Annotated in this window: 24 protein-coding genes and 1 other RNA gene; 11 read left to right on the top strand and 14 right to left on the bottom strand. The window is 66.7% G+C overall.

The window, feature by feature from the left end; translation table 11 throughout:
- Positions 1–115: 115 nt before the first annotated feature.
- On the bottom strand, positions 116–994 hold the full coding sequence (locus WAQ08_RS18935) for a crotonase/enoyl-CoA hydratase family protein (protein ID WP_422193787.1): 879 nt from the start codon (positions 992–994) through the stop codon (positions 116–118).
- Positions 994–1,752, bottom strand: a complete 759-nt coding sequence (locus WAQ08_RS18930; protein ID WP_422193785.1) for a Coq4 family protein — start codon at positions 1,750–1,752, stop codon at positions 994–996. The genes WAQ08_RS18935 and WAQ08_RS18930 overlap by 1 nt, the downstream gene beginning before the upstream one ends.
- 184 nt (positions 1,753–1,936) lie before the next feature.
- Between WAQ08_RS18930 and WAQ08_RS18925 the strand changes: the two genes are divergently transcribed.
- Positions 1,937–2,119: a hypothetical protein gene (locus WAQ08_RS18925; RefSeq protein WP_422193783.1), complete on the top strand. Its 183-nt coding sequence runs from the start codon at positions 1,937–1,939 to the stop codon at positions 2,117–2,119.
- Between the two features lie 27 nt (positions 2,120–2,146).
- Here the strand turns inward: WAQ08_RS18925 and WAQ08_RS18920 are convergent, their stop codons facing one another.
- From WAQ08_RS18920 to WAQ08_RS18895, 6 genes are read right to left on the bottom strand one after another with little or no spacing between them, the layout of a single operon-like run.
- Positions 2,147–2,641: an NUDIX domain-containing protein gene (locus WAQ08_RS18920; RefSeq protein ID WP_422193781.1), complete on the bottom strand. Its 495-nt coding sequence runs from the start codon at positions 2,639–2,641 to the stop codon at positions 2,147–2,149.
- Positions 2,638–3,525 (bottom strand): ATP-binding protein, encoded by an 888-nt coding sequence (locus WAQ08_RS18915; RefSeq protein WP_422193779.1) that lies wholly within the window; start codon positions 3,523–3,525, stop codon positions 2,638–2,640. The genes WAQ08_RS18920 and WAQ08_RS18915 overlap by 4 nt, the downstream gene beginning before the upstream one ends.
- 39 nt (positions 3,526–3,564) lie before the next feature.
- Positions 3,565–4,239: a nucleoid occlusion factor SlmA gene (gene slmA, locus WAQ08_RS18910; protein ID WP_422193778.1), complete on the bottom strand. Its 675-nt coding sequence runs from the start codon at positions 4,237–4,239 to the stop codon at positions 3,565–3,567.
- Positions 4,236–4,964 carry a pyrimidine 5'-nucleotidase gene (locus WAQ08_RS18905; RefSeq protein WP_422193776.1) on the bottom strand — a complete coding sequence of 243 codons (729 nt, stop codon included), beginning with the start codon at positions 4,962–4,964 and terminating at the stop codon, positions 4,236–4,238. Before WAQ08_RS18905 ends, slmA begins: the two co-directional genes overlap by 4 nt.
- Positions 4,961–5,878 carry an acetylglutamate kinase gene (gene argB / locus WAQ08_RS18900; RefSeq protein ID WP_422193774.1) on the bottom strand — a complete coding sequence of 306 codons (918 nt, stop codon included), beginning with the start codon at positions 5,876–5,878 and terminating at the stop codon, positions 4,961–4,963. Before argB ends, WAQ08_RS18905 begins: the two co-directional genes overlap by 4 nt.
- Positions 5,879–5,924: 46 nt before the next feature.
- Entirely contained in the window at positions 5,925–6,662 is a 738-nt protein-coding gene (locus WAQ08_RS18895) for a PEP-CTERM sorting domain-containing protein (protein ID WP_422193772.1), read from the bottom strand.
- Positions 6,663–6,922: 260 nt separating this feature from the next.
- Here WAQ08_RS18895 and WAQ08_RS18890 point away from each other — a divergent pair, with 260 nt between their 5' ends.
- Positions 6,923–7,189 carry a copper-binding protein gene (locus WAQ08_RS18890; RefSeq protein WP_422193771.1) on the top strand — a complete coding sequence of 89 codons (267 nt, stop codon included), beginning with the start codon at positions 6,923–6,925 and terminating at the stop codon, positions 7,187–7,189.
- A 251-nt stretch (positions 7,190–7,440) separates the two neighbouring features.
- Here the strand turns inward: WAQ08_RS18890 and WAQ08_RS18885 are convergent, their stop codons facing one another.
- On the bottom strand, positions 7,441–7,926 hold the full coding sequence (locus WAQ08_RS18885; RefSeq protein WP_422193833.1) for a YqaA family protein: 486 nt from the start codon (positions 7,924–7,926) through the stop codon (positions 7,441–7,443).
- 66 nt (positions 7,927–7,992) lie between these two features.
- Between WAQ08_RS18885 and WAQ08_RS18880 the strand changes: the two genes are divergently transcribed.
- The 7 genes from WAQ08_RS18880 to WAQ08_RS18850 all read left to right on the top strand — a co-directional run bounded on the left by WAQ08_RS18880 (position 7,993) and on the right by WAQ08_RS18850 (position 14,628).
- The gene (locus WAQ08_RS18880; protein WP_422193770.1) at positions 7,993–9,264 is read left to right on the top strand and encodes an Nramp family divalent metal transporter; all 1,272 of its coding nucleotides are present in this window, start codon (positions 7,993–7,995) and stop codon (positions 9,262–9,264) included.
- Positions 9,265–9,460: 196 nt separating this feature from the next.
- Positions 9,461–10,531 (top strand): tRNA dihydrouridine synthase DusB, encoded by a 1,071-nt coding sequence (dusB, locus tag WAQ08_RS18875; RefSeq protein ID WP_422193768.1) that lies wholly within the window; start codon positions 9,461–9,463, stop codon positions 10,529–10,531.
- Between the two features lie 6 nt (positions 10,532–10,537).
- Complete coding sequence (locus WAQ08_RS18870; RefSeq protein WP_422193766.1) at positions 10,538–10,774, top strand: Fis family transcriptional regulator; 237 nt, start codon at positions 10,538–10,540, stop codon at positions 10,772–10,774.
- A gap of 37 nt (positions 10,775–10,811) precedes the next feature.
- Positions 10,812–12,401: a bifunctional phosphoribosylaminoimidazolecarboxamide formyltransferase/IMP cyclohydrolase gene (purH, locus tag WAQ08_RS18865; RefSeq protein ID WP_422193764.1), complete on the top strand. Its 1,590-nt coding sequence runs from the start codon at positions 10,812–10,814 to the stop codon at positions 12,399–12,401.
- Between the two features lie 212 nt (positions 12,402–12,613).
- Complete coding sequence (locus WAQ08_RS18860) at positions 12,614–13,174, top strand: PEP-CTERM sorting domain-containing protein (RefSeq protein ID WP_422193762.1); 561 nt, start codon at positions 12,614–12,616, stop codon at positions 13,172–13,174.
- A 148-nt stretch (positions 13,175–13,322) separates the two neighbouring features.
- The gene (gene ruvC / locus WAQ08_RS18855; RefSeq protein ID WP_422193760.1) at positions 13,323–13,877 is read left to right on the top strand and encodes a crossover junction endodeoxyribonuclease RuvC; all 555 of its coding nucleotides are present in this window, start codon (positions 13,323–13,325) and stop codon (positions 13,875–13,877) included.
- 175 nt (positions 13,878–14,052) lie between these two features.
- Positions 14,053–14,628 carry a PEP-CTERM sorting domain-containing protein gene (locus WAQ08_RS18850; protein ID WP_422193758.1) on the top strand — a complete coding sequence of 192 codons (576 nt, stop codon included), beginning with the start codon at positions 14,053–14,055 and terminating at the stop codon, positions 14,626–14,628.
- A 30-nt stretch (positions 14,629–14,658) separates the two neighbouring features.
- On the opposite strand, the gene WAQ08_RS18845 is transcribed toward WAQ08_RS18850, so the two are convergent.
- The 4 genes from WAQ08_RS18845 to dsbD all read right to left on the bottom strand — a co-directional run bounded on the left by WAQ08_RS18845 (position 14,659) and on the right by dsbD (position 19,350).
- Positions 14,659–15,798, bottom strand: coding sequence for a carbonic anhydrase (locus tag WAQ08_RS18845; RefSeq protein ID WP_422193756.1), 1,140 nt, complete (start codon positions 15,796–15,798; stop codon positions 14,659–14,661).
- A 90-nt stretch (positions 15,799–15,888) separates the two neighbouring features.
- Positions 15,889–16,245: RNase P RNA component class A (gene rnpB / locus WAQ08_RS18840), an RNA gene on the bottom strand.
- A gap of 9 nt (positions 16,246–16,254) precedes the next feature.
- The gene (locus WAQ08_RS18835) at positions 16,255–17,463 is read right to left on the bottom strand and encodes a multidrug effflux MFS transporter (RefSeq protein ID WP_422193754.1); all 1,209 of its coding nucleotides are present in this window, start codon (positions 17,461–17,463) and stop codon (positions 16,255–16,257) included.
- A 99-nt stretch (positions 17,464–17,562) separates the two neighbouring features.
- Complete coding sequence (gene dsbD / locus WAQ08_RS18830) at positions 17,563–19,350, bottom strand: protein-disulfide reductase DsbD (RefSeq protein ID WP_422193753.1); 1,788 nt, start codon at positions 19,348–19,350, stop codon at positions 17,563–17,565.
- A 96-nt stretch (positions 19,351–19,446) separates the two neighbouring features.
- Here dsbD and cysK point away from each other — a divergent pair, with 96 nt between their 5' ends.
- Positions 19,447–20,361 (top strand): cysteine synthase A, encoded by a 915-nt coding sequence (cysK, locus tag WAQ08_RS18825; protein WP_422193751.1) that lies wholly within the window; start codon positions 19,447–19,449, stop codon positions 20,359–20,361.
- Between the two features lie 30 nt (positions 20,362–20,391).
- Here the strand turns inward: cysK and pyrC are convergent, their stop codons facing one another.
- Positions 20,392–21,450 (bottom strand): dihydroorotase, encoded by a 1,059-nt coding sequence (gene pyrC, locus WAQ08_RS18820; RefSeq protein WP_422193831.1) that lies wholly within the window; start codon positions 21,448–21,450, stop codon positions 20,392–20,394.
- Positions 21,451–21,610: 160 nt separating this feature from the next.
- Between pyrC and WAQ08_RS18815 the strand changes: the two genes are divergently transcribed.
- Positions 21,611–22,558, top strand: a complete 948-nt coding sequence (locus WAQ08_RS18815; protein WP_422193749.1) for a DUF4394 domain-containing protein — start codon at positions 21,611–21,613, stop codon at positions 22,556–22,558.
- The last annotated feature ends 145 nt before the right edge of the window (positions 22,559–22,703 follow it).

Below are 22,703 nucleotides of genomic sequence, written 5' to 3'. Positions count from 1 at the left end.
CATGGCATCCAATGTCCCTCATCCGTTCCATGCAACGCACAGGGTTTATCCGACAAAGCATTCATTTGAGGGGGTGGGCTTGTCCGCAATGCCGTGACAAAAGCCGCACTGAGCCTCATTCCCACCAAGGGTAGAACGCCGGCATGGCCGAAGCCTGCCTCTTGAACTGGGCCGGGCGCTTCTCCAGGAAAGCCATCACCCCCTCCTTGCCATCGCCGATGCTGGTGTAGAACATGGCCAGTGAATCCACCTGGTGCGCGGCCATCGGATGCGGTTGCGCCGAGTTGCGATACATCATCTGACGCGTGAGCGCCACCCCCACGGCCGAGCGCTCGCTGGCGATGCGGCGGGCGATCTTCAGCGCCTCGTCCAGCAGCTGATCCGCCGGGTAGACGGCCTTGACCAGGCCGCCGCGCTGCGCCTCGTGGCCATCGAAGATGTCGGCCATGTAGGTCCACTCCAGCGCCTGCGAGATGCCCACGATGCGCGGCAGGAACCAGCTCGAACACGCCTCGGGCACGATGCCGATGCGGCCGAACACGAAGCCGATGCGGGCCTTGTCGGATGCCAGCCGGATGTCCATGGGCAGCGTCATCGTCGCGCCAATGCCCACGGCCGCGCCGTTGATGGCGCCGATCACCGGCTTCTTGCAGTTGAAGATGGACAGCACCACGCGCCCGCCGGTATCGCGCACGCCGTTGAAGATGGCCGGATCCTCAAGGCGCTCCTGCATGTCCTGCAAGGTGGGCTGCTGAGTCTCATCCAGGCCGAACACATTGCCCGGCACCGACAGATCCATACCGGCGCAGAAGGTCTTGCCGGCGCCCGTGACCACGATGGCGCGCACGGCATCGTCGTCGCTGGCGCGCGTGAAGGCATCGACCAGCTCGTTGGCCATCTCCACCGTGAAGGCGTTGAGCTGCTCGGGGCGGTTCAGGGTCAGCAGCAGCACGCCGTCGTCACCGACGATGTAGGCCAGGGTGTTGTAGCGCATCAAAGAGTCCTTCCAGGAGGTTGCGGGATGGCGCGGCCCAGTGCCCGCGCCTGGTCGGTCACGGCCAGGTAGCGGGTGGGCGGCGCGATGTTCAGTGCTTGCCGAAGCTCACGCAGATCGCGCGTGAGCAGTGATTCCAGGGGCTGCACGGCCAGCCAGGAGGCCGCCTTGCCCTGCCGCCAGGCCTGCCACACGGCGCCCAGCAGGCCTGGCACGCGCCAGCGACGGCGCAGCGTGAAGGCGCCCAGCGAGGCGATCACCGCAAAGCTGCGGGTGCCCTGGTGCGGGTGCGAAAAGGCCAGCACGCAGACCTCGCCCAGCTCGTCGCGGCCATAGCCGCTGAGCACGTGGAAGAGGTCATGCATGTCGCGCAGGCGGCAGCCGATGTAGAAGCGGTCAGAGCCGTCGTCGCCCTGGTCCAGGCCGGCGCTCTTGGCCAGGTCCACCAGGCCTTGCGCCGACAGGTTCTCCTCGGCCAGGAAGTCGTGATAGACCCGCCCGAAGCTGCCCGGCGGCAGGGTGGCCAGCCAATCCGTACGGCGCAGGGTAGGCAGCAAGGAGCGTCGTTCGGCCAGGCGATCGCGCCCCTGCGCATCAGCCCGGAACCGCGCCAGCAGCTTGAAGGGCGAGCGCCCGCGCAAGGCCTCCGTCAACAGGAACACCTGCCTCGTGTCCTGAGGGTTGCGGCGCAGCGCCAGCAAGGCCTTCAAGGCCTTGAGCGGTTGCACGGGGGTGGGCGGGGCAGTGTCGAGGTTCATGGCCACGGCAGGTCAGCCCATCAGGATAACGTCCATGAGGCTTGACCTGCAGCAAGCATCACGCCAACCTAGGGTTGCCACCTAGGCACCCAGTCGTTCAGGCTGGTTAACAATGCGTCGCGCCTGACGTTCTGGCGCCCGGGGTCCACAAGACCTCGGCCTGTACCCCCCGAGGAGATCCCCCATGTGGAAGATGCTGGCTGGTTTTATCGTGTTCGCCGTGATCGCCGTGTTCCTGCTGATCAAGAGTGGCGCCGACGTGGACATGGGGGGTGAGCAGCACGGCGTGGGCATCTCGCACTCCGAAGAGCCGGCCAGCGCGGCGGCTTCCGCCGCATCCACACCCGCCTCTGCGGTCCTGAACTGAGGCCGGCGGCCCTTTGGCCGCCACCCGCTAGCCGCCGATGTGCGTGGGGCCTTCGTGGCCCCGCTCCTGCGCCAGCCAGATCAGCACGGGGATCGTCCCGGGCAGCACCGGGCCCTGCTCGACGGGCAGGGTCTGCCATGCCATGGCCTGGCCTTCGCGCATCTCGAATGAACCCTGCCAGTCGTAGACCTTGCAGAAGTTCAGGCGCACGCGTGCGTGCGGGTAGTCCATCACTTCCACCTGCCAGGGATGCGCTTGGCCGATGGTGATGCCGAGCTCTTCCTGCAGCTCGCGGCGCAGCGCGGCCTCGACCGTTTCGCCGGCTTCGAGCTTGCCGCCCGGGAACTCCCAGTAGCCCTCGTAGACCTTGCCCGCGGGGCGGGATGTCATCAGGAAGCGGGTTTCACGGCCTTGCACATCGCGCTCGACCAGCACGCCCACGGCCACCTCCACCGGCACGCGGTCGGTGGGCGGCATCACGTGGTACGGCTTGGCTTCCTGCGCCCGATCATTGCCGCTCATGCCTGGGCCCCTTGGCGGCCAACCAAGTCACGCGCGAACTGGTAGGCCACGCGGCCCGAACGCGAGCCACGCTCCAGCGCCCACACCAGGGCCTCGGGGCGCGCGGCCTCGATGGCTTCGGCGCTTAGGCCGAAGTGGCTCAGCCACTGCCCCACGATGGCCAGGTACTCGGCCTGGCTGAAGGGGTAGAAGCTGATCCACAGGCCGAAGCGCTCGGACAACGAGATCTTTTCCTCGACGACCTCGCCGGGGTGCAGTTCGCCGTCGTCGGTGTGCTTGTAAGTCTTGTTGTCGCTGTGGTACTCGGGCAGCAGGTGGCGGCGGTTGGAGGTGCTGATGATCAGCACGTTGTCGCCCGCGGCCGAGACGGTGCCGTCCAGGATGGACTTGAGCGCCTTGTAGCCGGGCTCACCATCTTCGAAGCTCAGGTCATCGCAGAACACGATGAAGCGCTCGGGACGCGCGGCCACGCGCTCGATCAGGTCGGGCAGATCGACCATGTCGGCCTTGTCCACCTCGATCAGGCGCAGGCCCTCGGCGGCATGCGCGTCCAGCCCGGCCTTCACCAGCGATGACTTGCCCGTGCCGCGCGCGCCGGTCAGCAGCACATGGTTGGCAGGCCGGCCAGCCACGAACTGCGCCAGGTTGCGCGAGAAGCGCTCCTTCTGCATGTCGACCTCTTTGAGATCGCTGTAGCTGATGCGCGAGACATGGCGGATCGGATCCAGCACGGCGCCGCCCCAGCCACTGCCGCGCTTGCGGTAGCGCCAGGCAATGGCGGCGGACCAATCCGGCTCCTGCAGCGCGTGCGGCAGCAGCCCTTCGAGGCGCGAGATCAATTGCTCGGCGCGGCCGAGCAGGTTCGTGATGTCAGCGGAAGACATGGCAACAGACTCTTCAATAGCAACAACGCGAAGGGAGGGTCAGGCCAGCAGCAGCCGCATCTCCGCGTCGAAGTGTTCGGTGGGCAGGCGCTTGAAACCCGTGCGCACGAAGCGCTGCAGGCGGCCCAGGATCAGCGCCAGCGCGGTGGAGGCCCCCGCCTGGGCATCGACCGTGGGTGTGGTCGAGCCGCGCGCATCGGCCAGGGCGCGGTAGCTCTGGCGCAGCAGGGATTCGAGGCGGTCCAGGCACTGGTTCATGCGGGTGCCCAGGCGTTCGTGTTCAAAGGCCAGCGCATCGCCTGCGATCACCCGGCTCATGCCCGGGTTCTTCTCGGCGAACTGCAGCACCAGCGCCAGCACGCGCGCGATCTGGCGGGCCGGGTCGGGCTCGCGCTCCAGGATCTGGTTGGCCAGCGTGAACAGGCTCTGCTCGATGAACTCGATCAGCGCCTCGAACATCTGGGCCTTGCTGGCGAAGTGGCGGTACAGGGCTGCCTCGCTCACCTCCAGTCGTGCGGCCAGGGCCGCGGTGGTGATGCGCTCGGCGCCAGGCTGCTCCAGCATGGCGGCCAGGGCCTGCAGGATCTGCACGCGCCGCTCGCCCGGCTTGGGGCGCTTGCGAGAGGGTGACGATGAGGCCGCTGCCGCTGTGCCGCTGCCGTCGACATCGGTGTCGGCGTCCAGGTCGTCAGCAGGCACGGCAGGATCGATCATGGCAGCGGTTGATGGTTGGTCCAGGCGTGCAGCGCCCTGAGGCGTCTGATTCTGGCACACACCCAGGCGGGCCGCCGGTGCAGGCGCCCCTCCATCTGGATGCCATGGGCGCGGCCGGGCACACGGGCCTTGGCGCGGGCGCCCAGGTAGTGCTGCATCCACACCGTGCGCAGGCCCAGGGCATGGGCCGTCTTGAGGTTGGCCAGCGTGTCCTCGACCAGCACGCAGCAGTGCGCGGGCAGCTTGAAGCGCGCCAGCACATGGCGCAGCGAGCGGGCATCGGGCTTGGGGCGCAACTGGCCGAACACGCGCATCTGCTCGATGGAGATCACACCCTCGAAGCAACTGGCCAGGTCCAGCGCCGTGAGCACGCGTTTGGCGTACTCGGCCGGCGCGTTGGTCAGCACGAACTTGCGGCCCGGCAGGCGATTCAGCGCCGCTCGATCAGCCGGTGGGATGTGTAGGTGCGCTTCCATGCCGGGCAGTTCGTGCGTCTGCGCAAGGAAGTGGGCAGCGCGGACACCGTGGTGGCGCTCAAGGCCCAGCAAGGTGGCACCGTAGCGCCGCCAGTACTGCACCCGCAGTTCCTCGGCTTCGGGCCGTGTCACCGCCAGGTGCTGCACGATGTAGTCGGTCATCGACACATTGATGCGACCGAACACGGCGCTGGACGCGTCGTGCAGGGTGTTGTCCAGGTCGAACAACCAGATGAGGCTGGAGCTCAATGCGACCGGATCATCGTGCCGTAGGCCTGCTCGGTCAGGATCTCGAGCAGCATGGCGTGCGGCACGCGGCCATCGACGATGTGCACCGCGTTGACACCGCTCTTGGCCGCATCAAGCGCACCCGCAATCTTGGGCAGCATGCCGCCGCTGATGGTGCCGTCCTCGATCAGCTCATCAATGCGGCGGGCCGTCAGGTCTGTCAGCAGGTTGCCTTCCTTGTCGAGCACGCCCTTGATGTTGGTCAGCAGCATGAGCTTCTCGGCCTTGAGCACCTCGGCCAGCTTGGAAGCAACCAGGTCGGCGTTGATGTTGTAGCTCTCGTTCTCGGTGCCGAAGCCGATGGGGCTGATCACCGGGATGAACTGGTCGTCCTGCAGAGCCTTGACCACACTGGGGTCGATGGCCTCGATCTCGCCGACCTGGCCGATGTCGTGGTGCTTGCTCGGGTCATCGCGGTCTGCGAGCTTGAGCTTGCGCGCACGGATCAGGCCGCCGTCACGGCCCGTCAGGCCCACGGCCTTGCCGCCGGCCACGTTGATCAGGCCCACGATGTCCTGCTGCACCTCGCCGGCCAGCACCCACTCGACCACGTCCATCGTCTCTTTGTCGGTGACGCGCATGCCCTGGATGAACTCGCCTTTCTTGCCGATCTTGCCCAGTGCGGCGTCGATCTGCGGGCCGCCGCCATGCACCACCACCGGGTTGAGCCCCACCAGCTTGAGCAGCACCACGTCTTCCGCGAAGTCGGCCTGCAGCTCCGGGTCCGTCATGGCATTGCCGCCGTACTTGATGACGATGGTCTTGCCGTGGAACTTGCGGATGTAGGGCAGGGCCTGCGCCAGGATCTCGGCCTTGTCGCGCGGGGCGATGTTGGCCAGGGAGTCTGACTGGGCGGCGGGAGGTTCAGCGGTCATGGCAGGGGCATCCAGAAAAAAGAGGTTCTGATGGGAACCCCTTATTTTAGGAGATGGCGCGGCGCCTGCGGGCGTTCAGCACCATCAGCCCGGCAAGGCCCAGGCCCATCGTGGCCCAGGTGGCAGGCTCGGGCACGGCCGAGACACCGATGGCCAACTCGCCAATGGGAAAGACCACGGATCCATCGGTCGGCAGGCTTCCGCCGCCCAGGGCAACGCTGACCAGGTTGCTGGCCTCGATGTTGACCACCAGCGAGGCGCTCAGATTCAGCAGACCAGGGCCGGATGTCGGCGCGCTGAGCTGGTCCAGCGCCACGCCGTCCAGCGTGCCCGTCAGGTTCTCCAGCGAGAACAAGCCAATATGGGAGAAGGTCTGGGGTTCGCTGTCCGGGAAGGCGAAGCTCAGATCGACGTAGATGAGCTTGTCGGCCACGCTCAGGGAAAAATTGGTCGCCGAAAACGCGTCGGTGCCGAAGACACTCAGCGTGACGCTGTTACCCCAGTTAACCGTGAGGCTGCCCGCCTGCGAACCCAGGGTCACGGCAGTCACCGGGGCAATGGCACCACCCTCACCCGAAAAGACGCCCGGGCCATCGAACACAAAATGGCCATCTAGGCTGGTGTGATCGAACAGGGCGACGAGATCGGATTGCAGCGAAATCGCCACGCTGGTGTTTTCCGCGACGGTCACGGTATCGGCCCACGCACCGGCAGACCCGGCCAATGCGCCAGACATGCACGCTGCCATGACAACGCGCTTCGAAAAGCTCGACAACCAGTTCATGCGCCCCTCTGATTGGTTAACAATAAATGCACTTCGTGAAATTGGGTGCGGTTGCATTCAAACACAGTTGGCTGCAAACAAGGCCCCCTCGCCTTGGGGGCGACCATGTGCCGCATGGGGCGCCAACAACACTGGCCTGTCAACCGTGAGTCGAGGGAATGCGTCTATAGGATGTGGGGAACCACGGCATGGCCATCCGGCTCTGACCCGCACCCCACTGAATGGAGCACATTGTGAAAACTCGCAGGTTTGCCGCCCCCTTGACCGCCCTTGTCCTGAGCTTGGGGCTGGGCATGGCCCATGCCCAATCGGTTGATGGCGAGGTCAAGAAGGTCGATGCTGACGCCGGCAAGGTCACGCTCAAGCACGGCGAGATCAAGAACCTGGACATGCCCGCCATGCAGATGGCCTACCGCGTGGCCAATCCGGGCTGGCTCAAGACCCTGCAAGTGGGCGACAAGGTGAAGTTCACTGCCGACAAGGTGGATGGGCAGTTCACCATCACCACGCTCGAAGTGAAGAAATAAACCGCGCGCGCCCTGGCAACAGGGCGCCGGCCAAAAGAAAAAGGGCTCTGGAAACTCCAGAGCCCTTTCAATTTGAATTAGCCCCCCCTGGACTGACTCAAAACGGCCGCGAAGCCGTTTAATTTCAATTCGCCTTTTGTGAAGCAATGTTGCGTTGCTTCGGGGTGGAGTTTAGAGGGGCGGGATTGGGTTGCGCTCAAACCAATGGTACGAAATGGTTACAAGATGAAATCCCATGTTCATGTGATGCACTAAACATGAATTGCCACGCCCGGAAACATGCCCAGCAAGGCGGCCGTCATCACCAGGTAACGACCGAACTTGCCGATGGCCATGTAGATCAGACAAGGCCGCAATGGCATGCCCAGCCAGCCGGCCAGTCCGCACAGCGGATCACCCACCAAAGGCAGCCAGGACAGCAGGCAGGCCTTGGGGCCGAAGCGCTCCAGCCATCCCAGCGCACGGGTTTCGATGTGGTGGTGCGCGATGCGGTCGGCGGCCTGGTGGGCCTTCTTGCCCATCCACCACGTCACGGCGCCGCCCAGGGTGTTGCCCAGCGTGGCCACCCCGATGGCCGGCCAGAACAGTTCGGGCTGCAGCTTGACCAACCCGAACACCGCCGGCTCGGAGCCCAGCGGCAGCAAGGTGGCCGACACGAAAGATACGACGAACACGGCCGGCAGGCCCACCTTGGGCAAGGCAGCCAGCGCCAACACACTTTCCAACCAGACGGGCATCATTGGCGGGTTGTCTCCTCGTCGCCGTTTTTCTTCGAACCTCCACACACTATAGGTTGACCGGCCATGGTCAAGACAACACTGCTCAAACTGTTTCATGGCACCAGGGATTTGCGCCTGGGCCCGGGCCTGATCACCGGCGCGGCGGATGACGACCCCAGCGGCATCGCCACCTATTCCCAGGCGGGCGCACAGTTCGGGCTGGGCATGCTGTGGTCGCTGGTGCTGACCTTCCCGCTGATGGCGGCCATCCAGATGGTGAGCGCGCGCATCGGACACATCACGGGGCGCGGGCTGGCGGCCAACATCCGGCTGAGCTTTCCGCGCTGGGTGACCTTGCTGATCGTGGGCATGCTGCTGGTGGCCAACACGCTGAACGTGGCGGCCGACATCGCGGCCATGGCGGAGGCGCTGCGCCTGCTGGTGGGCGGCTCCGCGCACGTGTACGCCGTCACCTTCGGGCTGCTGTGCCTGGTGCTTCAGGTGTTTTTGCCGTACGAAACCTATGTGCGCTGGCTGAAGTGGCTCACGCTGGCGCTGCTGTCCTATGTAGCGCTGGCCTTCACGGTGCATGTGGACTGGCTGGCCGTAGCGCGCAACATGGTCTGGCCCAGCCTGCCAGGCGGGCACGACACCTTGCTGATGGTGGTGGCCCTGTTCGGCACGACCATCAGCCCCTACCTGTTCTTCTGGCAGGCCGCGCAGGAGATGGAAGACCCGGCCTCGGGCAAGGCGCACCTGCTCACGCAGCAGGAGGTGACGGGCCACCTGCGCCGCATCCGCCTGGACACCATGGTGGGCATGGGCATGTCCAACCTGATCGCCTTCTTCATCGTGCTAAGCACGGCGGCCACGCTGCACGCGGCGGGCATCACCAACATCGAATCGTCGGCGCAGGCGGCCGAGGCGCTGCGGCCGCTGGCAGGCGATTTCGCCTTCCTGCTGTTCAGCCTGGGCATCATCGGCACGGGGCTGCTGGCGGTGCCGGTGTTGGCGGGGTCAGCGGCGTATGCGGTGTCCGAAGCCACCGGGCTGGGCGGTAGCCTGAGCTCGCGCCTGGACCAGGGCGACGGCAAGGCCTTCTACGGCATCGTGGCCATCGCCACGCTGGGCGGCGTGGCGCTGTGCTTCACCCCGACCGACCCGGTGAAGGAGTTGTTCTGGTCGGCCGTGCTCAACGGGGTGATCGCCGTGCCCATCATGGCGGTGATGATGCTGCTGGCCGGCAATCAGAAGGTGATGGGCGGCCATGTGGTGGGCCCGCGCCTGCGCTGGCTGGGCTGGCTGGCCACGGCGGTGATGGCGCTGGTGGTGGTCGCCATGCTGATCACGATTTGACCCAACGCGCCACGGCTGACCGCACCGGACGGGGAACTGATCAGACCGGACAAAGCCCATCGCGTCTTGTCCGGATTTTCGATGTCAAGCCCATGAATGGAGCCCCCCGGCCGGACAGCCCGCGGGCTACAATCTGCCTCCCTTTTAAGCAGCCCCGATCCGCTCACCCGGTCGGGGCTTTGGCGTCTTTCACCCCATGTTCATCGGCCGCATCGAATTGCCCAACCGTCTGTTCGTCGCGCCCATGGCGGGCGTGACCGACCGGCCGTTCCGCCAACTGTGCAAGCGGCTGGGTGCGGGCTACGCCGTGAGCGAGATGGTGACCTCGCGCAAGGATCTGTGGAACAGCCTCAAGACCTCGCGCCGCGCCAATCACGATGGTGAAACCGCGCCGATCTCCGTGCAGATCGCCGGCACCGACGCGGCCATGATGGCCGAGGCCGCCGCCTACAACATCGACCGCGGCGCGCAGATCATCGACATCAACATGGGCTGCCCGGCCAAGAAGGTCTGCAATAAGTGGGCGGGCTCGGCCCTGATGCAGGACGAACCGCTGGCGCTGCAGATCGTGCAGGCCGTGGTGGACGCCTGCGCGCCGCACAACGTGCCCGTGACGCTGAAGATGCGCACCGGCTGGAGCGCCGAGCACAAGAACGCCGAGCGCATCGCGCGCGCCGCCGAGCAGGCCGGCATCGCCATGCTGACCGTACACGGCCGCACGCGCGAGCAGGGCTACAAGGGCCACGCCGAGTACGACACCATCGCCGCCGTAAAGGCCGCGGTGAAGATCCCGGTGGTGGCCAATGGCGACATCACCAGCCCTGAGAAGGCGCGCGACGTGCTGGCCCTCACCGGCGCGGATGCCGTGATGATCGGCCGCGCCGCGCAGGGCCGTCCCTGGATCTTCGGCGACATCGCGCATTTCATGGCGACGGGCGAGCACCGCGCCGCGCCGCTCACCCTGCAAGTCAAGCAGTGGCTGCTGGAACACCTTGAAGACCACTACGGTCTGTATGGCGAATTCGCCGGCGTGCGCACCGCACGCAAGCACATTGGCTGGGCCGTGCGCGCCCTGCCAGGCGGGGAGGATTTCCGCGCACAGATGAACCTGCTGGACACCTGCGCTGATCAAGTGCGGGCCGTCGGCGATTTTTTCGACCAGTTGGCGGCCGATCACGACCGCCTGCCGGCGCCGCGAGACAACGGCGCCTGCCTGGACGACGAAGAAGAGCAGAACGCCCTTGCGGCGAGCTGTCACGAGCACTGATCCCACATGAGCAAGAAGAACATTCAAGACTGCATCAAGGACAACCTGGAGGGCTACTTCCTGGACCTGCGCGGCGCCGAGCCGCATGCCATCTACGACATGGTGCTGGCCGCCGTCGAGCGCCCCATGCTGGAGGTGGTGATGCAGCAGGCCGAAGGCAACCAGTCCAAGGCCGCCGACTGGCTCGGCATCAACCGCAATACGCTCCGGCGCAAGCTGCTGGACCACAAGCTCATCAAGTAATCCCGACGCTTTTCAATCTCCCAAGGAAGCCCTTTCCATGTCTCTGACCGCCCTGCTGTCCGTCTCTGACAAGACCGGCATCGTTGAATTTGCCCAGGCCCTGAACGCGCAAGGCGTGCGCCTGCTCTCCACCGGCGGCACCGCCAAGCTGCTGGCCGACAAGGGCCTGCCCGTGACCGAGGTGGCCGAGATCACCGGCTTCCCCGAGATGCTGGACGGCCGCGTGAAGACGCTGCACCCGCGCGTGCACGGCGGCATCCTGGCCCGCCGCGACCTGCCCGAGCACATGGCCGCACTGAAGGAACACGGCATCGGCACGATCGACCTGCTGGTGGTGAACCTGTACCCCTTTGCGCAGGCCACGGCCAAGGCCGACTGCACGCTGGAAAACGCCATCGAGAACATCGACATCGGCGGCCCCACCATGCTGCGCGCCGCTGCCAAGAACTGGCAGGACGTGGCCGTGATCATCGACCCGACCGACTACGAGCAGGTGCTGTCCGAGCTCAAGGCCGGCCAGATCACCCGCACGACCAAGTTCGGCCTGGCCAAGAAGGTGTTCGCGCACACCGCCGCCTACGACGGCATGATCACCAACTACCTGACGGCGCTGGAAGCCGGCAGCGAGCTCAAGACCGAAGCCGTGCCCGCCAAGGCCGAGTACCCCGCCGTCTACAACCTGCAGCTACACAAGGTGCAGGGCATGCGCTACGGCGAGAACCCGCACCAGAGCGCCGCCTTCTACCGTGAAGCCTCGCCCGTGGTCAGCCTTCTTTCCAACTGGACCCAGATCCAGGGCAAGGAGCTGTCCTTCAACAACATCGCCGATGCCGATGCCGCCTGGGAATGCGTCAAGGCCTTCGAGGTGCCCGCCTGCGTGATCATCAAGCACGCCAACCCCTGCGGCGTGGCCATCGGTGCTGGCCCGCTGGAGGCCTACACCAAGGCCCTCAAGACCGATCCCACCTCGGCCTTCGGCGGCATCATGGCCTTCAACCGCACGGTCGATGCCGACGTGATCGAGGCCATCAACGCCAACAAGCAGTTCGTGGAAGTGGTGATCGCGCCCAAGTTCACGGACGCAGCCCGCGCGGCCTACGCCGCCAAGCAGAACGTGCGCCTGCTGGAAGTGCCGCTGGACGACACGACCCGCACCCTGAGCAACGCGCTGGACTTCAAACGCGTGGGCGGCGGCCTGCTGCTGCAGTCGGCCGACAACATCGACCTGGTCGGTGACATCAAGGTCGTGTCCAAGGTGCAGCCCACCGCGCAGCAGCTCAAGGACCTGCTGTTCGCCTGGACCGTGGCGCGCTTCGTCAAGAGCAATGCCATCGTGTTCTGCAAGGACGGCATGACCATGGGCGTGGGCGCTGGCCAGATGAGCCGCCTCGATTCGGCCCGCATCGCCTCGATCAAGGCTGGCCACGCCAACCTGACGCTGCAGGGCACGGCCGTGGCGTCGGACGCCTTCTTCCCGTTCCGCGACGGTCTGGACGTGGTGGTCGATGCCGGCGCGACCAGCGTGATCCACCCGGGCGGCAGCGTGCGCGATGATGAAGTGATTGCCGCCGCCGACGAGCGTGGCATCGCGATGGTGTTCACCGGCACGCGCCATTTCCGCCACTGAGCCGCAACGCAGGCGATGCCAAGGCCTGCCAAACAGGGGGGATAGGCGCTGCCAGCCCCCCTCAAACGTGGGACAAACCTTGGCAAGCCCTTGCCCTACAAGGGGCTGTTCCACTAATCTGCGGACTGCGTCACGGAATGTTTCCGCGACGTAGGTCGTTCACACGAACACACAAGAAGTCGAACCGACGGATTTCCGTCCAGGGGTCTCTCATGAATCTGATCAAACCGCTCATCCTGTCCGCCGCTCTGACAGCCGCCAGCGTTGCCAACGCCGCCATCCTGGTGACGGAACCCGGCGCCGACGGCTTCAACATCGAAACCTTGATCCTCAACGGTTCGAGCTACGACATCACCAAGATCACCTTCGACTTCTCGGACACGGTGGCCGACGGCAGCTACATCGTCATTGATGGCAGCCCGAGCAGCATCACCGCCCCCGCTGGCGGCACCGCCACCTTCTTCGGCAGCGGCGCGGTGTTCGGCTTCACCTTCACCAGCTTCAACAGCTTCGAAGGCTTCAAGTTCAAGTGGGATCCGGACACGGCTGACAACAGCGGCTTCGGCGCCATCGCCCTGGATTTCATCGGCGCCAAAATCACGGCCGAAACCACCAACGGGATCTACTCCGGCGTGTTCGCCCAAGTGGGCAGCACACCCGACGTAGCCGCCTACCTGGTGCCCTCCCCCGTGCCGGAACCCAGCACCTACGCCATGGTCCTGGGCGGCCTGATGGTCACCGGCGCACTGGCCCGCCGCCGCAAGGCAGGCTGATCCTGCCGCGCTCGCCGCACCCGGTGCCGGGTAGCGGCAAGTGGCCTCCCTCCAACGGGTTGAGACATGCCGTCTCAGCCCGTTTTGTTTTGTGCGCAGGCCAATGCCACGGCACCAAGCCATGCCTAGCGGGTATGCTCAGCCCCACATGAGAATCCTCGGCATCGACCCCGGCCTGCAGACCACCGGTTTTGGCGTGATCGACACGGACGGCCCGCGCCTGCACTACGTGGCCAGCGGCACCATCAAGACACATGAAGCCGCGCTGGGCGACCTACCCGGCCGCCTCAAGCTGATCTTTGAGGGCGTGCGCGAGGTGGTTAGCACCTACGAGCCGCAGCAGGCCTCGGTGGAGATCGTGTTCGTCAACGTGAACCCGCAATCGACCCTGCTGCTGGGCCAGGCCCGCGGCGCAGCCATCGCCGGGCTGCTCAGCACGCCCGCCTCGCCCGCCGTCTCCGAGTACACCGCGCTGCAGATGAAGAAGGCCGTGGTGGGACACGGCCATGCGGCCAAGGCCCAGATCCGCCACATGGTGATGCGCCTGCTGGACCTGCCGCGCGAGCCACACAACGATGCCGCCGATGCCCTGGGCCTGGCCATCTGCCACGCCCACGCCGGCCACGCCATGGCCCAGATGGCCAAGGCCACCTCGCTGACCCGCCGCACCCACGCACAGATCAAGGGCGGGCGCGTGTACTGAGCAGTTTCGGACGCAGCGACAAGCGCATTCCGGACACAGCCCCCCTCGGATCAGGGCGGAACCCCCTACATTTAGGGGGGGCGTCAGGCATTCCTTACAGACACCTGTATTGGCATCACTTAGTCTTGGCCACCCTCATGAATGTCCTGGGGTTTCCCCGTGGAGGAGTAAACACATGAAATACGTCAAGACCTTGTTGGCTGTGGCCGCCCTGGCAGCGTCCGTCGGTGCCCACGCCACTGGTTCGATCCTGGTGTCCGAGCCTGGCGGCGATGGCTTCAACATCGAAACCGGCATCCTGAATGGCTCCAGCTTCACCATCCAGTCCCTGACCTTCGACTTCACGGGCATGCTGGGTGATGACGGCGAACAGTTGCTGATCGACGGCAACCCGCTGAGCATCTCGACGCCAGCCGGCACGACCGCCAGCTTCTTCGGCGCCAACAGCTCGGTGTTCGGCTTCAACTTCACCGGCTTCGACACCTTCAAGGTCGTGACCTTCAAGTGGGATCCCGACACGGTGATCAACAGCAGCTACGGCGCCACCGGCTTCGACTTCATCAACGCCACGGTCACCGCCGTGACCTCGGGCGGCACCTTCACGGGCAAGTTCGCCCAGGTGCTCGGCACGCAGGACGTGGTCGCCTCGCTGTCGCCGGTGCCCGAGCCCTCGACCTGGGCGATGTTCGCCGTCGGCCTGGGCCTGGCTGGTGCTGCCGCGGCACGCCGCCGCGCCTCCTCGCAAGGCTGAGCGGCGGCCCCGCACGAACGGAACGACTGGCTACTGGCCGTCCTTGATGAGGCGGCCAGAGGTGTTCTGCACCGGCCGGGCGTTCATCGGATAGAGCCTGCTGAACACGCCGATCTGCTCTCGGGAGAGAGCGATCGGCTGCTTCATCACCATCCACAGCACACCTTCCGTGCAGGGCGGCGCCGTGAGCGAGCCCATGTAGGTCAGGTACTGCTTCTGCTCAGGCAGCATGCGCGCCATGTCGATGGGCACCGATGAGGCCTGATCGATGTACTTTTCCAGCGGCAGGCTGTTCCACACCAGTTGAACCATGGGGTGGCCCTCACCCTGCTCGCTCTGGTCCATGAGCACGGCCACCACCGCCGTCCGCCCTTCGGCATCGCGGTGCACCAGGTGCGCCGACATCTCGAACTGCCGGCCATTGATGCGCTCTTCGCTGGGGCGATGGAACTCGATGCGCTGCAGATCGTAGCGGCGCCCGTTGATGGTGATGCTGTTGCCGCCCTCCAGCCTGGCCTGCACGGTGCGGCCGGTGTCCAGCACCTTGAAGGGCGTGGTGCGGTAATCGAACTGGATGGGGTCGAGCGTGACCTTGATGCCATCGCGGATGTCGATGGGGCTCTGGCGCTTGCCGGAGCCGCAGGTGGCGTATTCAGGGCGCAACTGGGCCCAGCGGTCCGGCCCCTGGACACCGTTGTAGGTCCAGGGCTGCTCCAGCGGGTCCACCGGCATCACAGGCGCGGCCGCCACAGAGGCAGCCGCAGCCACCACCGGGGCCACCTTCTTCTTGACCACCGCCTTGCGCGCAGCCGGGGTGTTGTTGTTGACGCGGACCACGGGCGCCGTTTCCTGCTTGGCGCGCACTTCGGCGATCTTCTGGTCGATCAGGTCACGCAACTCCGTCATGGACACGCCTGATGCCGCTTCGGCCGGAGCCTCGGGCTGGCGGGCACGCGCCGGTGAACTGGGGGCCAGGCCGCTGCGAGCGGTGTTCGGGCGCGTGGCCGCGGGCGCAGGCGACCCCACGGGCTTGCCATCGGCCCGCTCGACGATCTCCTTGGCCGGCGCAGGCGCCGATGCGCCCGTGTCGGCAGCCTGGGCATGCCAGGCGGCAGCCCCGAGCATCAGCCAGGGCAGAACGCGAAAGGCGGGTCGCAGGGGCAGGTTCATCGTCGTGTCTCGGGTAGCGGCAAGATGCCAGCGGCCCTGGTTTTTTCGACCAGCGGCGCCCGCACTTGAGCACGACGTGAAAAAGTGAAAGTGTGAAGTCGGCCGATAGGCCGGATTCTGTGCGGCTCCGTGTCTCGCGACGCTGAACCGTGACCGCCATTCCTCTGGGCCGCCTGTCACCAGAACGGCTCGATGCCACCTACCCGCACACGGCCCCCGGGCCAGGGGTAGAGCGACATGGCAAGCCATGCCGCTCCGTGTGTGCCTATTTGGTGTTGCTGCGCGTAGAGATTGCCCGTTTCACCCGAACTGAATCGGCTCGTCTCTGTTGCTCTGATCCTCACCTCGCGGTGGAGAGGTGTTACCTCCTACGCCGCCCTGCGCAGTCCGGACCTTCCTCCAGTGCCGCCTTTCAGCGATTGCACCAGCGGCGGTCTGGCCGACTTCACCCCGCCATTATCGCCGCTGCGGGCGCTGCAACACGATCCAGGACAGCAGCCCGATCGACATCAGCAGCAGCGAGGCCAGCGCCAGCAGCGCCGTGTCGTGCATGACCAGGGGTGAAATGATGCCCGCCACCAGCCCGTTGGCGGCGCTGGCCACGAAGGTCTGCAGCGAAGCGGCCATGCCGCGGCGATGGGGGAAGAGCTCCAGCACCATCAGCGTGACGATGGGCGTGACCAGCGCCCAGCCGAAGGCGAACAGCCCGATGGGCGGCAGCGCCCACCACGCCTCGACCGTGAACAGCAGGTTGGCCGTCAGGTTCAGCACCGAGGTCACCACCATCACGGCAAAACCCAGGCGCACCTGGCGTGCCGGCTCGATGCGCCCGGCCAGCCGCCCGCTGCAGAAGGCACCGCCCATGATGCCGGCGATGGTGCACAGGAAGAACCAGAAGAACTGGGTGGGCGCCAGCTGCAGTTGCTCGCCCAGGAAGGCAGGGGCCGACAGCACGTACAGGAACATGCCGTTGAAGGGCACGCCACTGGCCAGGGCGAGCAGCATGAAGCGCGGGTGAAAGCCCAGCTCCATATAGCCCTTGAGCAAATGGCGCGGCGCGAAGGACTGCCGGTGATCCACATGCAGCGTCTCGGGCAGCAACCACCAGTTGGCCAGCCACAGCACCACGCCCACGCCCGTGAGGAACCAGAACACCGCCTGCCAGCCGGCATGCACGAACAGGAAGCCCCCCACGATGGGCGCGATGGCCGGTGCCACGCCGAAGAACAGCGTCACCTGCGCCATCACGCGCTGGGCCTGGTCGGGCGGGAACATGTCGCGGATGACCGCGCGCGAGACCACGATGCCCGCCCCGGTGGACAGGCCCTGCAGCGCACGGAAGAAGACGAGCTGCCCGATGGAGGTGGCCATCGCGCAACCAATGGAGGCCAGCGTGAAGACCACCAGGCCCGTCAACACCACGGGGCGCCGGCCAAAGCTGTCGGACAGCGCGCCGTGGAACAGGCTCATGAAGGCAAAGGCGAACAGGTAGGCCGACAGCGTCTGCTGGATCTCGACCGGCGTGGCGTTCAGCGACTGCGCGATGCCCGCGAAGGCCGGCAGGTAGGTGTCGATGGCGAAGGGGCCGAGCATGCCGAGCGCGGCCAGCAGCACGGACAGCGTCCAGGGGGGAGCCCGCCACAGGCTCCGGGCGTCAGGGTTCATGGGATTCCTCAGCGGAACCTGACACGATAGCTGAAATGGCCTGGGCGTGAGGGGCAGGCTGTCCGATCTCCCAGGCCCGTGCTCAAGGACAGGCGGGCATCACAGGCCGGCCGCCTCCAGGCTGCGCACGAAAGCTTCGGGTTTCTGGACACCGATCACCCGACGGGCGCTCAGCTCGCGTCCGGCGGCGTCGAAAAACACGATGCCGGGCGGCCCGAACAGGCCGAAGCGTTCGAGCAAGGCGCGGTCATCCGGCGTGTTGGCCGTGACATCGGCCTGCAGCAGCACGGCGGCGCCGAGCTTGCCGCGCACGGCCGGGTCGGTGAAGGTGAAGCGCTCCATCTCGATGCAGGCCACGCACCAGTCGGCGTAGAAATCCAGCATCACGGGGCGGCCTTGCCGCGCGGCATCCGCCACGGCCTGCTCCAGCTGCGCCACGCTGCTCACGCGCTGGAAGGGCAGCACGCTCTGGTGGCTGGACACCACCGGCTGTCCGGTAACCGCCGCCACCAGCGCCGGCCAGGCCGGGCGCGCCACCCAGGCGGCCATGGCCAGCATCAGCACGCCGAACAGTACCTTGACGGCGTTCATCCAGCGGCCGGCACGCGGCAGCAGGCGGCCACCGGCCACGCCCACCACCAGCAGCGGCACGCTCATGCCCCAGGCCATGGCGTACAGGGCCGCGCCGCCCAGCCACAAGTCACGCGTCTGGCTGATGTAGAGCAGCGCACCGGCCAGTGGCGCCGACACGCAGGGGCTCACGATCAGCGCCGACACCGCGCCCATCACGAACACGCTGACGAAGCGCCCACCCGGCAGGCCGTGGGTGCGCCGGCCCAGCCAGCTCTGCACCGAGGCAGGCAGGCGCAGCTCGTACAGGCCGAACATGGACAGCGCCAGCACCACCATCAAGGCGGCGAAGGTCAGCACCACATACGGGTGCTGCAGGTAGGCGGCCAGGCCCTGGCCCAGCAGGCCGGCCGCCACACCCAGCAGGGTGTAGACCAAGGCCATGCCCTGCGAATAACTCAGCGCCAGCGCGAAGCCACGCGGCCGATCACCGCCGCCCTGCCCTGCCGCTCCCGCGCCACCGCTACCACCCGACGCGCCGCCATGCTGGCCGACGATGATCGACGAAAGGATGGGCACCATGGGCAGCACGCAAGGCGTGAGCGACAGCAGCACGCCGGCCAGCAGGAAGGCGGGCAGCACCATCAGCCAGCGGCCGCTGGACAAGGCCTGGCCCAGGGGCTCGGCGTTGGCGCCGCCCCCCCATGCCATCGGGCTGCCGCCAGCAGAGGTGCCCGGCGCCGTTGAAGCGCCCAAACCAGCATCACCGCTGCTGCCGAACAAGCCACTGCCCCGACGGGCTGGCGGGGCCTGCGGCGGCACATAGGTCACGGCCGTCACCTGCCCCTGGGCATCGCGGATGAGTTGCCAGTGGCGCGTCTGCGGCGGGTAACACAGCCCGGCATCGGCGCAGCCCTGGTAGACCACCGCGAGGGTCTGCGGCGGGGCGGCATCGGCACCTTGGGCCGGGGGCGGCAGCGCAGGCAGTGCCAGCGTCGCCGCCACATCGTGGTGATAGACCTCCATCACCTTGTCGAAGGTGGGATCGTGCTTGCGCTCACCCTCAGGCGTAGTCAGCGCCAGGGGCTCGGGAGGCGGGCCATCGATGCGCGCCTCAAGGCGCTCGCGGTACAGGTAGGTGCCCTGGGCCACCTTGAAGTCAATGGCCACCTGCCCGGGCTGCGTGACACGCGCCTGCACCTGGAAAGCCTGGTCGACCGGCATGAAGTCCTGCGCACGCGCGGCCCCCGAGGGCAGCAGCCCCATCAGCGCCAGCGGCAGGAAGACGAACAACGACCTCAGGATTGTTGATTTCATACAGCGATTTTGCGCCCGGCGCCCTTATCCTTGCATTGGACCGTGCCCGGCACGATCGTTCCCTTCCCTGCGCACCGCGACCACAGGAGCCCCCGCATGAAAGCACAGAACATCCTGGAGACCATCGGCCAGACGCCGCACATCCGCATCAACCGCCTGCTCCCGGGCGCCGACGTGTGGATCAAGGCCGAACGGGCCAACCCCGGCGGCTCCATCAAGGACCGCATCGCCCTGGCCATGGTGGAAGACGCCGAGCGCCAAGGCCTGCTCAAGGCCGGCGGCACCATTGTCGAGCCCACCTCGGGCAACACGGGCATCGGTTTGGCCATGGTGGCCGCCGTCAAGGGCTACAAGTTGATCCTGGTCATGCCCGAGAGCATGTCGATCGAGCGCCGCCGCCTGATGCTGGCCTATGGCGCCAGCTTCGACCTGACCCCGCGCGAGAAGGGCATGAAGGGCGCCATCGCCCGCGCCCAGGAGATCGTGGCCGAGACCGCCGGCGCCTGGATGCCGCAGCAGTTCGACAACCCGGCCAACATCGACGTGCACGAGCGCACCACCGCCCAGGAGATCCTGAACGATTTCCCCGAAGGGCTCGATGCGCTGATCACCGGCGTGGGCACGGGCGGACACATCACCGGCTGCGCGCGCGTGCTCAAGAAGGCGTGGCCGCAGCTCAAGGTGTTCGCGGTGGAGCCGGCCGCATCGCCTGTGATTTCCGGCGGCTCGCCGGCGCCCCACCCCATCCAGGGCATCGGCGCGGGCTTCGTGCCCGGCAACCTGGACACCGCCCTGCTGGACGGCACCATTCAGGTCGATGCCGAGGCCTCGCGCGAGATGGCGCGCCGCGCCGCGCGTGAAGAGGGCCTGCTGGTGGGGATCTCGTCCGGCGCCACGCTGCAGGCCATCGCCCAGAAACTGCCCGAACTGGGCCCCAAGGCCCGGGTGCTGGGCTTCTGCTACGACACGGGCGAGCGCTACCTGTCGGTCGACGGCTTCCTGCCGGCTTGAAGCCGAAGCGGTCGGCTGGGCCTCAATGCATCAGCCCACGAAGCGCCAGTTCAGGGTCTCGCCGCCACGCAGGGGTTTGATCTCGGTCTCGCCAAAGGGCAGGGCCTCGGGCACCGTCCAGGCTTCGCGGCGCAGCGTGACGCGCTCGGTGTTGCGGGGCAGGCCGTAATAGTCAGGGCCGTAGAAGCTGGCGAAGGCTTCGAGCTTGTCCAGCGCACCCACGGCTTCGAAGGCCTCGGCGTACAGCTCCAGCGCCAAGGGCGCCGTGTAGCAGCCGGCACAGCCGCTGGCGTGCTCCTTCAGGTGCGCCGCGTGCGGCGCACTGTCCGTGCCCAGGAAGAACTTGGCATTGCCGCTGGCGGCGGCCTGCACAAGGGCCACGCGGTGCTCCTCGCGCTTGAGGATGGGCAGGCAGTAGTAGTGCGGGCGCACGCCCCCCATGAAGATGGCGTTGCGGTTGTAGAGCAGGTGCTGCGGCGTGATCGTGGCGCCCACGAAGCGGTCGGCCTCCAGCACGTACTGCGCGGCGTCCTTCGTGGTGATGTGCTCGAACACGATCTTCAGCTCGGGGAAATCGCGGCGCAGCGGGATCAGTTTGTCGTCGATGAAAGCCTTCTCGCGGTCGAACACGTCCACGTCGCCGTCCGTCACCTCGCCGTGCACGCACAGCACCAGGCCTTCTCGCTGCATGGCATCGAGCGTCTTGTAGGTGAGCTTCAGGTCGGTCACGCCGGCATCGCTGTTGGTGGTGGCGCCCGCCGGGTAGAGCTTGAAAGCGACCACGCCGGCCTCGCGGGCGCGCGCCACCTCGTCGGCCGGGGTGTTGTTGGTGAGGTAAAGCACCATCAGGGGCTCGAAGGACACGCCCGCGGGCACGGCGGCCAGGATGCGCTCGCGGTAGGCCACGGCCTGCGCGGCCGTGGTCACGGGCGGGCGCAGGTTGGGCATGATGATGGCGCGCGCGAACTGGCGCGCGGTGGCGGGCACCACCGCATGCATGGCCGCGCCGTCGCGCACATGCAGGTGCCAGTCATCCGGGCGAGTCAGGGTCAGCTCAGTGCCGGCTTGGGGGGCGGTGGTCGCGTTCATGGGGTTCACGGGCGTGAAGAAAAACTCTGGGGGCATGGGGCGCTGCGGCGCCGGGCTCGATTGTCGCCGGAGTTGGCCACCCCACGATGGACAGGCCATCACCTGCTGCCCATAATGGCCCGCTCCAGCGCCTCGTGGCGCAGCTTCAGAGCCTCCCACCATGCATATCTCTTCCCAGGCCGTTCGCGGCGCTCTCGTGTTGTCGGTCGCCAGCCTGCTGGGCGCCTGCTCATACATGCCCCAGCTGTCGCCCAAACTGCAGGCACTGGGCGGTGGCGCACAACCCGAGTTCCAGGAAGTGATGGCACCGATCAAGGCGCGCTCGCACGTGCTGTTCGCCGTCACGCAGGACAACCAGCTGATCAGCTTCAACGCCAGTTCTCCGGGCGAGCTGATCAGCAAGATCCCGCTCAAAGGCCTGGCCAGCGGCGAGCGCCTGCACGGCATCGATTTCCGCGTGTTCCGCGGCGAGCTGTTCGGCCTGAGCACCCAGGGCCGCCTGGTGCGCATCCACCTGGCCAACGGCACGATCACCCCCGTCGGCACGCCCGTGGCCTTGCCCAAGGGCGAGAATTTCGGCATCGACTTCAACCCCACGGTGGACCGCGTGCGCGTGGTCAATGAGCAGGGCGCCAACCTGCGCCTGCACCCCGAGACCGGCGTCGTCATCGATTTCGACCCGTCCACCCCTGGCGTGCAGCACGACAAGGCCCTGGCCTACCAGCCTGGCGACCTGCTGGCCGGCAACACCCCCACCATCGTCGCCGCCGGCTACACCTACGACAAGACCGACGAGAAGATCACCACCGAGTACGCCATCGATGCGCGCCTGAACTACCTGGTGATCCAGGGCTCGACGGGCACGGCCAAGCCCTTCATCTCGCCCAACACGGGCCTGCTGCAGGCCGTGGGGCCGCTGCGCATCGACAGCTTCGACAAGGCCTCCTTCGACATCGCCGACATCGACAACGCCGCCTACCTGGTCACCACCCGCCAGGGCCGACGCGATTCACGCCTGTACGAGGTCAATCTCAACAGCGGCCAGGCCCGCCTGATCGGCGCGGTCGCCTCGGACCAGCCCATCGTCGGCATCGCCATCGAGCCCTGATCCCTAGCGCCCCCCCTAAGCCCCTAACCATAGGGCCCTAGCCTTGGGGAAGGCCTCCCTAGGCCTGGGGCCCACCTTGGGAGGCATGCCGCCTCCAGCCTCCCCAAGCCTAGGGGACAAGGCCTTGAGCGCCTTGTCCTGCATT

It is taken from the genome of Aquabacterium sp. (genome assembly GCF_049274795.1).
Lineage (GTDB): Bacteria > Pseudomonadota > Gammaproteobacteria > Burkholderiales > Burkholderiaceae_C > Aquabacterium.
The sequence above is the reverse complement of the archived record's forward strand: the minus strand, read 5'-3'. Positions and strand labels throughout refer to the sequence as shown.

What these genes read in the sequence shown, in the direction of transcription:
- WAQ08_RS18935 (WP_422193787.1), bottom strand. Translation starts at nt 994, where the DNA reads ATGCGCTACAACACCCTGGCCTACATCGTCGGTGACGACGGCGTGCTG.
- WAQ08_RS18930 (WP_422193785.1), bottom strand. Translation starts at nt 1,752, where the DNA reads ATGAACCTCGACACTGCCCCGCCCACCCCCGTGCAACCGCTCAAGGCC.
- WAQ08_RS18925 (WP_422193783.1), top strand. Translation starts at nt 1,937, where the DNA reads ATGTGGAAGATGCTGGCTGGTTTTATCGTGTTCGCCGTGATCGCCGTG.
- WAQ08_RS18920 (WP_422193781.1), bottom strand. Translation starts at nt 2,641, where the DNA reads ATGAGCGGCAATGATCGGGCGCAGGAAGCCAAGCCGTACCACGTGATG.
- WAQ08_RS18915 (WP_422193779.1), bottom strand. Translation starts at nt 3,525, where the DNA reads ATGTCTTCCGCTGACATCACGAACCTGCTCGGCCGCGCCGAGCAATTG.
- slmA (WP_422193778.1), bottom strand. Translation starts at nt 4,239, where the DNA reads ATGATCGATCCTGCCGTGCCTGCTGACGACCTGGACGCCGACACCGAT.
- argB (WP_422193774.1), bottom strand. Translation starts at nt 5,878, where the DNA reads ATGACCGCTGAACCTCCCGCCGCCCAGTCAGACTCCCTGGCCAACATC.
- WAQ08_RS18895 (WP_422193772.1), bottom strand. Translation starts at nt 6,662, where the DNA reads ATGAACTGGTTGTCGAGCTTTTCGAAGCGCGTTGTCATGGCAGCGTGC.
- WAQ08_RS18885 (WP_422193833.1), bottom strand. Translation starts at nt 7,926, where the DNA reads ATGCCCGTCTGGTTGGAAAGTGTGTTGGCGCTGGCTGCCTTGCCCAAG.
- WAQ08_RS18880 (WP_422193770.1), top strand. Translation starts at nt 7,993, where the DNA reads ATGGTCAAGACAACACTGCTCAAACTGTTTCATGGCACCAGGGATTTG.
- dusB (WP_422193768.1), top strand. Translation starts at nt 9,461, where the DNA reads ATGTTCATCGGCCGCATCGAATTGCCCAACCGTCTGTTCGTCGCGCCC.
- WAQ08_RS18870 (WP_422193766.1), top strand. Translation starts at nt 10,538, where the DNA reads ATGAGCAAGAAGAACATTCAAGACTGCATCAAGGACAACCTGGAGGGC.
- purH (WP_422193764.1), top strand. Translation starts at nt 10,812, where the DNA reads ATGTCTCTGACCGCCCTGCTGTCCGTCTCTGACAAGACCGGCATCGTT.
- WAQ08_RS18860 (WP_422193762.1), top strand. Translation starts at nt 12,614, where the DNA reads ATGAATCTGATCAAACCGCTCATCCTGTCCGCCGCTCTGACAGCCGCC.
- ruvC (WP_422193760.1), top strand. Translation starts at nt 13,323, where the DNA reads ATGAGAATCCTCGGCATCGACCCCGGCCTGCAGACCACCGGTTTTGGC.
- WAQ08_RS18850 (WP_422193758.1), top strand. Translation starts at nt 14,053, where the DNA reads ATGAAATACGTCAAGACCTTGTTGGCTGTGGCCGCCCTGGCAGCGTCC.
- WAQ08_RS18845 (WP_422193756.1), bottom strand. Translation starts at nt 15,798, where the DNA reads ATGAACCTGCCCCTGCGACCCGCCTTTCGCGTTCTGCCCTGGCTGATG.
- WAQ08_RS18835 (WP_422193754.1), bottom strand. Translation starts at nt 17,463, where the DNA reads ATGAACCCTGACGCCCGGAGCCTGTGGCGGGCTCCCCCCTGGACGCTG.
- dsbD (WP_422193753.1), bottom strand. Translation starts at nt 19,350, where the DNA reads ATGAAATCAACAATCCTGAGGTCGTTGTTCGTCTTCCTGCCGCTGGCG.
- cysK (WP_422193751.1), top strand. Translation starts at nt 19,447, where the DNA reads ATGAAAGCACAGAACATCCTGGAGACCATCGGCCAGACGCCGCACATC.
- pyrC (WP_422193831.1), bottom strand. Translation starts at nt 21,450, where the DNA reads ATGAACGCGACCACCGCCCCCCAAGCCGGCACTGAGCTGACCCTGACT.
- WAQ08_RS18815 (WP_422193749.1), top strand. Translation starts at nt 21,611, where the DNA reads ATGCATATCTCTTCCCAGGCCGTTCGCGGCGCTCTCGTGTTGTCGGTC.